The sequence below is a fragment of the Rhodoferax sp. GW822-FHT02A01 genome (assembly GCF_038784515.1).
Lineage (GTDB): Bacteria > Pseudomonadota > Gammaproteobacteria > Burkholderiales > Burkholderiaceae_C > Allorhodoferax.
The window spans coordinates 5007239-5019598 of sequence record NZ_CP152376.1 but is presented as its reverse complement, the minus strand read 5'-3'; the positions used below and the strand labels follow the sequence as shown (position 1 = coordinate 5019598).

Here is a 12360-nt window from a genome sequence, read left to right as displayed (position 1 = left end):
GGCCCCCCGAGGGGGCGCATGCCTTCCTTGGGACGGCCCTGCGAAAGGCATCTCATGATTGAAATCGAACTCGACGGCAAAAAGGTTGAAATCTCTGAAGGCAGCATGATCATGCATGCTGCGGACCGAGCTGGAACCTACATCCCTCATTTCTGCTACCACAAGAAGCTCAGCATTGCGGCCAATTGCCGCATGTGCTTGGTGGACGTGGAGAAGATGCCCAAGCCCATGCCGGCCTGTGCAACTCCCGTAACGCAGGGCATGATTGTCCGCACCAAGAGCGACAAGGCTATCAAGGCCCAGAAGTCGGTGATGGAGTTCCTGCTGATCAACCATCCGCTGGATTGCCCGATCTGTGATCAGGGCGGCGAATGCCAGTTGCAGGACTTGGCTGTGGGCTATGGCGGCTCCACTTCACGTTACGAAGAAGAAAAGCGCGTGGTCTTCCACAAGGACGTCGGCCCGCTGATTTCCATGGAGGAAATGAGCCGCTGCATTCACTGCACACGTTGCGTTCGCTTCGGTCAGGAAGTGGCTGGCGTGATGGAACTGGGCATGTCCCATCGCGGTGAGCATGCCGAGATCGAAACTTTCGTCGGTCAGTCGGTGGATTCGGAACTGTCTGGCAACATGATTGACATCTGTCCTGTGGGTGCCTTGACCAGCAAACCTTTCCGCTACAGCGCCCGTACCTGGGAGTTGTCACGCCGCAAGTCGGTCAGCCCGCATGACTCCACCGGTTCCAACCTGATTGTCCAGGTCAAGAACAACAAGGTGCTGCGTGTTGTTCCGCTGGAAAACGAAGCGGTCAACGAATGCTGGATTGCCGACCGTGATCGTTTCTCCTATGAAGCCTTGAACGGTGATGACCGTCTGACCGCGCCCATGCTCAAGCAGGGCGGTGAATGGAAGACAGTGGATTGGCAGACCGCACTGGAATACGTGGCGAACGGCCTGAAACAGATCAAGACCAACCATGGTGCGCAATCCATTGGTGCGCTGGTCAGTCCGCACAGCACGCTGGAAGAACTGTATCTGGCAGGTGCCTTGGTGCGCGGCCTGGGTAGCGAGAACATCGACTATCGCCTGCGCAACGCCGAATTTGGAACCTCTGCACAAGCGCGCTATCTGGGCACCTCGATTGCATCGCTGTCGCATCTGGAGCGCGTTCTGGTCGTGGGTTCCAACCTGCGCAAGGACCATCCCCTATTTGCACAACGTATTCGCCAGGCCGCCAAGCTGGGCTGCCAGGTCAATGCACTCAATGCAGTGATGACCGACTGGGCTTTGCCAGTGGCCAACACATTGCTGGCTCCTGCGTCGCAATGGGTACAAGCGCTGGCTGATATTGCCGCTGCAGTTGCGGCAGAGCAGGGCGTCAGTGCACCAGCTGCTGGCAACGTTACTTCTCAGTCGCAAGCGATTGCGAAAAGTCTGTTGGGCGGTGCAAACAAAGCCATCCTGCTGGGCAATGCGGCCGCTCACCATGCCAAGGCGTCCAGCCTGCTGGCACTGGCCAACTGGATCGCTGCGCAAACAGGCGCCACCGTTGGTTATCTGACGGAAGCTGCCAATACGGTTGGTGCGCAAATTGCGGGTGCCCTGCCGGGCACCGGTGGTCTGAACGCAGGGCAGATGCTGGCCGGCGGTCTCAAGGCCGCGATCCTGCTCAATACCGAACCCGTGCAGGACAGCGCAGCTGGGGCCAAGGCTGCCCAGGCGCTGAACCAGGCGGAAATGGTGGTGACGCTCAGCCCATTCAAGGCCAATATGGCCTTCAGCGACGTGCTGTTGCCCATTGCACCCTTCTCGGAAACGGCAGGTACCTTTGTGAATGCCGAAGGTCGCGTGCAGAGTTTCTATGCGGTTGTGCGCCCAGCTGGCGAAACACGTCCTGCGTGGAAGGTCATTCGCGTGCTGGCCAATCTTTTGGGTATTCCGGGCTTCGACTATGAGTCGGCACAGGACGTCCTGCTGGCGATGCACAAAGACGCAGGTGCTGTGCCTGAGTTTGTTCCTGCGGCCCGCTTGGGTAACGCGACCAATGCGGTCATTGATTTGACGCCGACGACTGTCGAGCCTGCGGTAGCGTCGATTTATCAACTGGACGGGTTGGTGCGTAGAGCATCCTCCCTTCAATTGACAGCCGATGCGCGATCCGCAACTGCACAGCAGCCGGCACAGGAGGCACTGGCATGATTGACACAATTTTCAATGCAGGCGCTGGCCTCAGCGGCGATGCATGGTGGACTGGCCTGGCCTGGCCCATTGTTTGGACGCTGATCAAGATCATTGTGGTGGTGCTTCCTTTGATGGGCGCTGTCGCATACACCACCTTGTGGGAACGTAAATTCCTGGGTTGGATGCAGGTCCGTCTCGGACCCAACCGTGTAGGCCCCTGGGGCATTCTTCAGCCTATCGCTGATGCGCTCAAGCTGTTGACCAAGGAAATCCTGGTTCCTACGGCTGCGAACAAAGGCTTGTTCTTTATCGGCCCAGTGCTGACCATCATGCCGTCCATGGCGACTTGGGCTGTGGTTCCCTTTGGCCCGGACATCGCATTGGCCAACGTCAATGCGGGCTTGCTGTACCTGATGGCCATTGCCTCCTTGGAAGTCTATGGCGTGGTGATTGCCGGTTGGGCTTCCAACTCCAAGTATGCGTTCCTCGGTGCCATTCGTGCTTCGGCGCAAATGGTGAGCTATGAAATTGCCATGGGCTTCTGCCTGGTCATTGTGCTCATGGTGAGCGGCAGCATGAATCTGACGCAGATCGTGCTGGGCCAAGGCAAGGGCCAATTCGTGGATATGGGGCTGGGCTTCCTCTCCTGGAACTGGCTGCCTTTGTTGCCGATTTTTGTGGTGTACATCATCTCCGGTCTGGCTGAAACCAATCGCCACCCATTTGACGTTGTGGAGGGTGAAGCGGAAATTGTGGCCGGTCACATGGTGGAGTACTCCGGCATGTCGTACGCCATGTTCTATCTGTCGGAATACGCCAATATGTGGCTGATTTCCGTCATGGCCTCCGTGATGTTCCTGGGCGGGTGGCTATCTCCAGTGGCCGCGCTGGACTGGGTTCCCGGCTGGATCTGGCTCGGTATCAAGTCTTTTGCCATCATCAGTTTCTTCATCTGGGTGCGTGCGACGTTCCCACGGTTCCGCTATGACCAGGTCATGCGTCTGGGCTGGAAGGTGTTCATTCCTGTCACGCTGTTCTGGCTGACTGTGGTGGGCGTGTGGATGCAGACTTCCTTCAGCATCTGGAAGTGAAGGATTCAATCATGACAAGCAAAACTGTAAAGAGCATTCCTCTGCCCTTTTCCGTCAAGGATTTTCTCTACAGCTTCCTGTTGGTGGAGCTGTTCAAGGGACTGGCACTGACTGGTCGCTATCTGTTCCGTCGCAAGGTCACGGTGCAGTTTCCGGAAGAAAAAACGCCGCTGTCGCCGCGCTTCCGTGGCCTGCATGCGCTGCGTCGTTACGAAAACGGTGAAGAGCGCTGCATCGCCTGCAAATTGTGTGAAGCGGTTTGCCCAGCCATGGCCATCACCATTGAGTCTGATGTGCGTGCCGACGGCTCCCGCCGCACCACGCGCTACGACATCGATCTGACCAAATGCATCTTCTGCGGCTTTTGCGAAGAGAGTTGCCCGGTGGATTCGATTGTGGAGACGCAGATTTTCGAATACCACGGTGAAAAGCGTGGGGATCTGTACTTCACCAAGGACATGCTGCTGGCCGTGGGCGATCGCTATGAGAGCGAAATTGCTGCAAGCAAGGCCGCAGACGCCAAATACCGATAAGACCAATGACAGAAAGAATTTGAACCATGAGTGTCACGACAGGTCTTTTCTATATTTTTTCCACGGTCCTGCTGATTGCAGCGTTCCGCGTCATCACCGCGCGCAATCCGGTGCATGCCGTGTTGTTTCTGGTGCTGACATTTTTCCAGGCAGCCATGATTTGGATGTTGCTCAAGGCTGAGTTCCTGGCCATCGTGCTGGTACTGGTCTACGTGGGTGCTGTCATGGTGCTGTTCCTGTTCGTTGTGATGATGATGGACATCCATCTCGATACGTTGCGACAGGGTTTCTGGAAGCACTTTCCCTTTGCGGCCCTGATCGGTGTGGTCATCGCGCTGGAAATGTCTGCCGTTTTGATGGGGGGCTTCCGCGGTACGGATCTGGCGGCCGGAGCTGCTGGTGCTCCTTCCATATCCAACACCCAGGAGCTGGGCAAGGTTCTGTTCACGCAATACCTGTTCCCGCTTGAAGTGGCCGCTGCGATTCTGATGGTCGCCATGTTCGCTGCCATTGCGCTCACCTTGCGTGCACGCAAGGACAGCAAGCATGTGAGTGCTGGACATCAGGTTCGCGTGAAAGCCAAGGATCGTATGACAGTGGTGAAGATGACTGCTACGCAGGCAGCACCCGAGCCCGAGTCGCAAGCTGCGGAGGTAAAAGCATGACGCTCACACTGGGTCACTTTCTCACATTGGGCGCCATTCTGTTCGCCATGTCGGTAGTGGGTATTTTTCTGAATCGGCGCAACCTGATCGTGTTGCTGATGGCCATCGAACTGATGCTGCTGGCGGTCAATACCAACTTCGTGGCGTTTTCCTATTACTTGCATGACATGCATGGTCAGATCTTCGTGTTCTTCATCCTGACCGTCGCTGCCGCTGAGTCCGCCATCGGATTGGCGATTCTGGTCTTGCTGTTCCGTAACAAGTCCACCGTCAACGTGGATGAACTTCATTCGCTCAAGGGTTAATAAGATGAGTCAAACCCTTTCTGCTTCTACCCTGATCTGGGTTCCCTTGGCGCCATTGGCGGGCTCGGTGCTGGCCGGTGTGCTGGGTACCAAGTTCGGTGGCAATCGTATCGGGCGCGCTGGCAGCCACACGCTCACCATTTTGGGCGTGTTGATTGCCTTTGTACTGTCTGCCATGACGCTGATGAGCGTGGTGCAAGACGGTGCCCATTTCAATGAGACCCTGTACACCTGGATGTCCGTCGGTGGTCTCAAGATGGAAGTTGGCTTCCTGGTGGATGGCCTGACCGCCATGATGATGTGTGTGGTGACCTTTGTGTCCCTGATGGTCCACCTCTACACCATCGGTTACATGCATGAGGACGAGGGCTACAACCGCTTCTTCGCCTACATCTCCTTGTTCACCTTCTCCATGTTGATGCTGGTGATGAGCAACAACCTGCTGCAACTGTTCTTCGGTTGGGAAGCGGTGGGTCTGGTGTCGTACCTGCTGATCGGTTTCTGGTTCAACAAGCCCACGGCCATCTTCGCCAACATGAAGGCTTTCCTGGTGAACCGCGTGGGTGACTTTGGCTTCATTCTGGGCATCGGGTTGATCGTTGCCTTTGCCGGCACCCTGAACTACACCGAAGTATTCAGCAAGTCCGAAGAACTGGCCAAACTGACCTTTCCGGGTACGGACTGGATGCTGATCACCGTGACTTGCATCTGCCTGTTCATCGGCGCCATGGGCAAGTCGGCCCAGTTCCCGTTGCACGTGTGGCTGCCCGACTCCATGGAAGGCCCTACACCCATCTCCGCGTTGATCCACGCGGCAACCATGGTGACCGCCGGCATCTTCATGGTGGCACGTATGTCGCCACTGTTTGAGCTGAGCGACACGGCGCTGAATTTCATCATGGTGATCGGCTCCATCACTGCCTTGTTCATGGGCTTCCTGGGCATCATCCAGAACGACATCAAGCGCGTGGTAGCGTATTCCACGCTGTCGCAACTGGGCTACATGACGGTGGCTCTGGGCGCATCGGCCTACTCGGTCGCCGTGTTCCACCTGATGACGCACGCGTTTTTCAAGGCGCTGCTGTTTCTTGGTGCTGGTTCGGTCATCATGGGCTGCCACCACAACCAGGACATCCGCTGGATGGGTGGTCTGCGCAAGTACATGCCCATCACCTGGATAACCTCCTTGCTGGGTTCGTTGGCGTTGATCGGTACGCCGTTCTTCGCAGGTTTCTATTCCAAGGACAGCATCATTGAGGTGGTATCCGAGAGCCATCTGCCGGGCGCAGGCTTTGCATCCTTCGCCGTATTGGCTGGTGTATTCGTCACGGCGTTCTACTCCTTCCGCATGTATTTCCTGGTGTTCCATGGAAAAGAGCGCTTTGACCAGAATCCGGACGCACACCACCATGGCCATGACGACCATGGTCACCATGGCGATCACCATCCGCATGAGTCGCCCTGGGTGGTGTGGGTACCTCTGGTCTTGCTGGCTATTCCCTCGGTCATCATTGGTTTCCTGACCATTGACCCCATGCTGTTTGGCGATTTCTTCAAGGGCGCGATATTCATCGATGCCGAGAAGCATCCTGGTATGGAAGAGCTGGCCCATGCATTCCACGGCCCCGTTGCCATGGCCCTGCACGCGCTGACCAGTGCACCTTTGTGGCTGGCGCTGGCGGGTGTGGCCTTGTCCTATTACATGTATATGGTGAACCCAGCACTGCCCGCTGCCATCAAGCGCGCCGTGTCGCCTATCTACACCCTGCTGGAAAACAAGTACTACATGGACTGGTTCAATGAAAATGTGCTGGCACGCGGTGCGCGCGGCCTGGGTACCGGTCTGTGGAAGGGCGGCGATCAGATGCTGATTGATGGTGCCGTGGTCAACGGTTCCTGGAAGCTGGTGGGATGGGTGTCGGGAGGTATTCGCAGAATCCAGACCGGCTATCTGTACCACTACGCGCTGGCCATGATTCTGGGCATCTTTGTCCTGATGACGTATTTCGTTTGGCTCAAGTAGGAGAAAGAAAAAATGGGATTGTTGAGCCTTGCGATCTGGACGCCTATCGCGTTTGGTGTTGTTCTTCTGGCCCTGGGGCGTGATGACCAGGCAAAAACCGTACGTTGGGTGGCGCTGATTGGCGCAGTGGTCAGCCTGCTGGTGACCTTGCCCTTGTATGGGCAATTCGACAACCACTCTGCGGCCATGCAGTTTGTGGAAAACACGCCCTGGATTGAGCGTTTCAATGTCAGCTACCACCTGGGCCTGGACGGCATTTCCTTCTGGTTCGTGTTGCTGACCGCCTTCATCAACGTCGTCGTGGTGATTGCGGGCTGGGAAGTGATTACCTCCCGTGTCAACCAGTACATGGGGGCCTTCCTGATCCTGAGTGGATTAATGATTGGCGTGTTTTGCGCACTGGACGGCATGCTGTTCTATGTGTTCTTCGAAGCGACGCTGATCCCGATGTACCTGATCATCGGTATCTGGGGCGGTCCGAACAAGATCTACGCAGCGTTCAAGTTCTTCCTCTACACCTTGATGGGTTCCTTGCTGCTGCTGATCGCCCTGATTTATCTGTACACCCAGTCGGGTGGCAGCTTTGATCTGTCGGTTTGGTACGCTTTGCCGCTGGGACGCACGGCACAGACATTCATCTTCTTTGCCTTCTTTGCAGCCTTTGCTGTCAAGGTGCCGATGTGGCCGGTGCACACCTGGTTGCCCGATGTGCACGTGGAAGCGCCTACCGGTGGTTCTGCCGTTCTGGCCGCCATCATGCTGAAGCTGGGTGCCTATGGTTTCCTGCGCTTTTCCCTGCCCATCGCTCCGGACGCTGCCCATGAGTGGGCTGGCTTCATGATCACGTTGTCGCTGATTGCTGTGGTCTATGTGGGGTTGGTGGCAATGGTCCAGCAGGACATGAAGAAGCTGGTGGCTTACTCTTCCGTGGCACACATGGGTTTCGTGACCTTGGGCTTCTTCATCTTCAACGATCTCGGCATTTCCGGTGGCATTGTTCAGATGATTGCGCATGGCTTTGTGTCGGGTGCCATGTTCCTTTCGATCGGCGTCTTGTACGACCGCGTGCACTCCCGTGAGATTGCAGCCTACGGTGGCGTGGTTAACACCATGCCCAAGTTTGCCGCTTTTGCGTTGCTGTTCTCCATGGCCAATTGCGGCTTGCCGGGAACCGCTGGTTTCGTGGGTGAGTGGATGGTGATCTTGGGGGCGGTGAAGTTCAACTTCTGGATCGGCTTTGTTGCAGCCAGCGCACTGATTTTTGGTGCAGCCTATACGCTGTGGATGTTCAAGCGTGTGTACCTGGGTGCCATTGGCAACGACCATGTACGTGACCTGCTGGATATCAATGCACGCGAGTTCCTGATGTTGGCTTTGCTGGCCGCAGCAGTGCTGTACATGGGTATTTATCCCAAACCCTTCACCGACGTGATGGATGCATCGGTTGCGCAACTGCTCAAGCAGATTGCGGTTTCCAAATTGCCCATTTTGAATTGATCACACTGAATTGAGAGATACAAGATGATTGACAACATCAGTTTGATCGCGGTTCTGCCCGAGCTTGTTTTGTTTTTGATGGCGTGCTTCATCGCCATATTTGACCTGGGCGTCAAGACGCCGTTGCGTGGTGCAACCTACGTTCTGACCCTTCTGACGCTGGCCGTGGTCGCCTATCTGGAATTGACGACTGCCTCCAGCGGTGAGACGGTCTATGCGTTTGGCAACATGGTGGTCAGTGACTCCATGGGAAACTGGCTCAAGTGTTTTGCCACGGTTGCGGTCATGGTCACCTTGGTCTATGGTCGTCCCTATGCCGGTCAGCGTGACATGCTGCGCGGTGGAGAGTTGTTCACACTCAGCCTGTTTTCGCTGCTGGGCATGTTCGTCATGATTTCCGGCAACAACTTCCTGGTGATCTACCTGGGATTGGAGCTGCTGACGCTGTCGAGCTACGCGCTGGTCGCATTGCGTCGTGACCATGTGGTGGCTACAGAAGCTGCGATCAAGTATTTTGTGCTCGGTGCCATGGCCTCCGGTTTCCTTCTGTATGGCATGTCCATGCTGTATGGAGCTACTGGCTCGCTGGATATCACTGCGGTGTTCAAGGCAATCGCTTCCGGTCATGTTACCCACCAGGTGCTGGTCTTCGGTGTGGTGTTCATTGTGGCGGGTCTGGCGTTCAAGCTCGGCGTGGTTCCCTTCCATATGTGGATTCCCGACGTTTACCAGGGTGCTCCCACAGCCGTTACCCTGATGATTGGCGGCGCCCCCAAGCTGGCGGCGTTCGGCATGACCATTCGCCTGCTGGTGGAAGGTATGCTGCCGCTGGCAGTGGACTGGCAGCAGATGCTGATGGTTCTGGCGATCGGTTCGTTGCTGCTGGGAAATCTGGCCGCCATCATGCAGACCAACGTCAAGCGGATGTTGGCTTTCTCCACCATTTCGCAAATGGGCTTTGTGTTGCTGGGCTTCATTGCTGGTGTTGCCAACGGCAAGACCGAGTTGGCGGCAAACGCCTACAGCTCGTCCATGTTCTATGTCATCACCTATGTGCTGACGACTTTGGCCAGCTTCGGCGTGTTGCTGCTGCTGTCGCGCGAAGGATTTGAGAGCGAAGAGATTGCAGACTTCGCCGGTCTGAACCAGCGCAGTCCGCTGTATGCCGGCATCATGGCCGTGGCGATGTTCTCACTGGCAGGTATTCCGCCTCTGGCAGGTTTCTACGCCAAACTGTCGGTGCTGCAGGCGCTGATTGCAACAGGCAGTTCTCTGTACCTGTACTTGGCCGTGTTCTCGGTTCTGATGTCGCTGATCGGCGCCTTCTACTACCTGCGACTCGTCAAGGTCATGTACTTTGATGCCCCCATTACCGCCAGCACGGTGGTTGCGGGTGCAGATGTGCGCGTGGTCTTGTGCCTCAATGGTGTCCTGATTGTTGTTCTGGGTCTGTTGCCTGGTGGCTTGATGGCCCTGTGTGCCAAGTCAGTGCTGCAGATGCTGGGAACCTGAGTCCGGTTTCTGTTCTTTTACCTAAGCGGGCTGCAGTCAATATGCAGCCCGTTTTCATTGGCAATAGGGGAATTGATTGAGCAAGCCTGAATACAAGCATCTGGTGGAAACCAGAAAGTCGTCACAAGAGCTGTTCAAGGGCAGCTTTCTGCATGCATTCCGGGATGAGGTGTTTTTGCCGGACGGTGCAGTGGCCACCCGTGAATACGTCGTGCATCCCGGCGCGGTGATGGTGGTACCTCTTTTGCAAGATGCAGATGGCACTTGGAAAGTGGTGCTAGAGCGTCAGTTCCGCTATCCCCTTGGCCAGACCATGATCGAGTTCCCGGCAGGCAAGCTGGACCCGGGGGAGGCGAGTGCTGCGTGTGCCCAGCGTGAATTGCTGGAAGAGACTGGTTATACCGCCACCGAATGGGCCCGCGCCGGCGTGCTGCATCCGGCGATCGCCTATTCGTCGGAATTCATTGATGTCTGGTTTGCGCGCGGACTGGTTGCAGGCGCGCAGCATCTGGATGCAGGAGAGTTTCTGGACGTGTTCACTGCCACGCCTGCCGAGCTGCTGCAATGGTGCATGCAAGGTCAGGTCACTGATGCCAAGACCCTGGCCGCGGCTCTGTGGTTGCAGAATGTGCTTTCCGGCGGCTGGACATTGGACTGGCAGCCGACACAGGGTTGAGCCCATAGGTGAAAATACCCGCATGAAAGTTCTGGATCTGCAATGCTCACACGGCCATACCTTTGAAGGTTGGTTCGCGTCCGAGGACGACTATCTGTCCCAATCCCAGCGCGGCATGGTGCAATGTCCCTTGTGTGGCGACGCATCGGTGCAAAAGAAGCTGAGCGCGCCGCGACTGAACCTTTCGACCCAGCGCCTGGAAAAGACCACCGAGGTGGAGATGGTGAATGGCGCCCAGCCGAATCAGGCGCTGATGGAAGCCTGGCTGGAGCTGTCCCGCAAACTCATCGCTCAAACGCAGGATGTGGGTGACCAGTTTGCCGAGGAAGCACGCAAGATGCACTATGGCGAAAAGGAAGAGCGTGCCATTCGCGGCAAGACCACGCTGGACGAGGCGCGCGCCTTGCTGGACGAGGGCATAGACGTGCTCCCCATGCTCCTGTCACCTGCGGTCAAAGAGACGCTGCAGTAAGCCGGGCAGGGCAGACCGGCTGGCCCGCCCCCGGGCCGGGATCAGGGATACAGGCCGCGCAGCTCACGCGCACGCAACATGCGTGTGCAGGCCACAATGAAGGTGGCGGTGCGCAAGCTGACCTTCTTCTCCTGCGCCACATGCCAGACGCCGGCAAAGGCTTCCTTCATGATGCGCACCAGACGGGCGTTGATCTCGTCTTCGGTCCAGAAGAAGCTGGAAAAGTCCTGCACCCATTCAAAGTAGCTTACCGTCACGCCACCTGCGTTGGCAATCACATCGGGCAGCACCAGGATATTGCGTTCATGCAGGATGTCATCTGCCTCGGGCGTGGTAGGACCATTGGCCCCTTCAATGACCATGCGCGCCTTGATGCGCCCGGCATTCTTGCTGGTGATCTGCTGCTCCAAGGCCGCGGGAATCAGGATGTCGCAGTCTACGTCCCAAAATGTATCGGGTTCAATGGATTCTGCCTGTGCGAACCCGGCTACGCTACCTTGCGTGGCCACATGGGCCAGCAATGCCGGAACGTCCAGCCCCGCCTCACGGTAGATGGTTCCGCCATGGTCCTGCACTGCGACGATGCGAGCGCCTGCCTGGGCAAACAACTTGCCTGCGATGCCACCCACATTGCCAAAACCTTGCACGGCAACGCGGGCCTTGGAGATATCCATGCCCAGGTGGTGTGCTGCCTCTGCACCCACGGTATAGACGCCTCGACCCGTGGCCTCCCTACGACCCAGGGAACCGCCGAGATCAATCGGCTTGCCCGTCACCACGCCGGTGGCCGTGGCGCCTTCGTTCATGGAGTAGGTATCCATCATCCAGGCCATGATCTGTTCATTGGTATTGACGTCGGGTGCCGGGATATCTTTGGTGGGGCCGATGATGATGCCGATCTCGCTGGTGTAGCGGCGCGTCATGCGCTCCAGTTCACCGCGCGACAGCGTCTTGGGATCGACTCGGATGCCGCCCTTGGCGCCACCGTAGGGCACATTGACCGCAGCATTTTTGACTGACATCCAAGCGGATAGGGCCATGACTTCAGACAGCGTGACGTCCTGGTGAAAACGCACGCCACCCTTGCCGGGGCCGCGCGAGGTGTTGTGCTGGACCCGGTAGCCCTCGAAGTGGGCGATGGTTCCGTTGTCCAGTTCAATGGGGACGTCCACGATCAGGGCCCGCTTGGGGCGCTTGAGGGTTTCGGCCCAGCGCGCCAGATGGCCCAGATAGGGGATGACACGATCCACCTGTTGCAGATACACGCCCCAAGGCCCCAGATTGTCCGCCTGCAGATAGGAGGGCAGCGAGTGACCGTAGGGATTGGGAATCTGATTGATGGGTGCCAGATTAGGGGTGTTTGCGTTCATGTTGCTCCAGTGAGTGCTCTTGTGATGCCCGCACT

Annotated in this window: 11 protein-coding genes; 10 read left to right on the top strand and 1 reads right to left on the bottom strand. The window is 57.1% G+C overall.

Features of this window, described 5'->3' with window-relative positions; genetic code table 11:
• Positions 1 to 54: 54 nt before the first annotated feature.
• From nuoG to AAGF34_RS23700, 10 genes are all read left to right on the top strand, one after another.
• Positions 55 to 2199, top strand: a complete 2145-nt coding sequence (gene nuoG / locus AAGF34_RS23745) for an NADH-quinone oxidoreductase subunit NuoG (protein WP_342618177.1) — start codon at positions 55 to 57, stop codon at positions 2197 to 2199.
• Positions 2196 to 3272 (top strand): NADH-quinone oxidoreductase subunit NuoH, encoded by a 1077-nt coding sequence (gene nuoH, locus AAGF34_RS23740; protein WP_342618175.1) that lies wholly within the window; start codon positions 2196 to 2198, stop codon positions 3270 to 3272. The genes nuoG and nuoH overlap by 4 nt, the downstream gene beginning before the upstream one ends.
• Positions 3273 to 3283: 11 nt before the next feature.
• Positions 3284 to 3805, top strand: coding sequence for an NADH-quinone oxidoreductase subunit NuoI (gene nuoI, locus AAGF34_RS23735; protein WP_342618173.1), 522 nt, complete (start codon positions 3284 to 3286; stop codon positions 3803 to 3805).
• A 26-nt stretch (positions 3806 to 3831) separates the two neighbouring features.
• Positions 3832 to 4470 (top strand): NADH-quinone oxidoreductase subunit J, encoded by a 639-nt coding sequence (locus AAGF34_RS23730; protein WP_342618172.1) that lies wholly within the window; start codon positions 3832 to 3834, stop codon positions 4468 to 4470.
• The gene (nuoK, locus tag AAGF34_RS23725) at positions 4467 to 4775 is read left to right on the top strand and encodes an NADH-quinone oxidoreductase subunit NuoK (protein WP_342618171.1); all 309 of its coding nucleotides are present in this window, start codon (positions 4467 to 4469) and stop codon (positions 4773 to 4775) included. Before AAGF34_RS23730 ends, nuoK begins: the two co-directional genes overlap by 4 nt.
• A 4-nt stretch (positions 4776 to 4779) precedes the next feature.
• The gene (gene nuoL, locus AAGF34_RS23720) at positions 4780 to 6798 is read left to right on the top strand and encodes an NADH-quinone oxidoreductase subunit L (protein WP_342618170.1); all 2019 of its coding nucleotides are present in this window, start codon (positions 4780 to 4782) and stop codon (positions 6796 to 6798) included.
• A 12-nt stretch (positions 6799 to 6810) separates the two neighbouring features.
• Positions 6811 to 8295: an NADH-quinone oxidoreductase subunit M gene (locus tag AAGF34_RS23715; protein WP_342618169.1), complete on the top strand. Its 1485-nt coding sequence runs from the start codon at positions 6811 to 6813 to the stop codon at positions 8293 to 8295.
• Positions 8296 to 8319: 24 nt separating this feature from the next.
• A complete protein-coding gene (gene nuoN / locus AAGF34_RS23710) occupies positions 8320 to 9807 on the top strand; it encodes an NADH-quinone oxidoreductase subunit NuoN (RefSeq protein WP_342618168.1) in 1488 nt (495 codons plus the stop codon).
• Positions 9808 to 9883: 76 nt separating this feature from the next.
• Positions 9884 to 10483, top strand: a complete 600-nt coding sequence (locus AAGF34_RS23705; protein ID WP_342618167.1) for an NUDIX hydrolase — start codon at positions 9884 to 9886, stop codon at positions 10481 to 10483.
• A gap of 22 nt (positions 10484 to 10505) precedes the next feature.
• On the top strand, positions 10506 to 10955 hold the full coding sequence (locus AAGF34_RS23700) for a DUF1178 family protein (protein WP_342618166.1): 450 nt from the start codon (positions 10506 to 10508) through the stop codon (positions 10953 to 10955).
• Positions 10956 to 10996: 41 nt separating this feature from the next.
• On the opposite strand, the gene AAGF34_RS23695 is transcribed toward AAGF34_RS23700, so the two are convergent.
• Entirely contained in the window at positions 10997 to 12325 is a 1329-nt protein-coding gene (locus tag AAGF34_RS23695; protein ID WP_342618165.1) for a Glu/Leu/Phe/Val dehydrogenase, read from the bottom strand.
• Between the last annotated feature and the right edge of the window lie 35 nt (positions 12326 to 12360).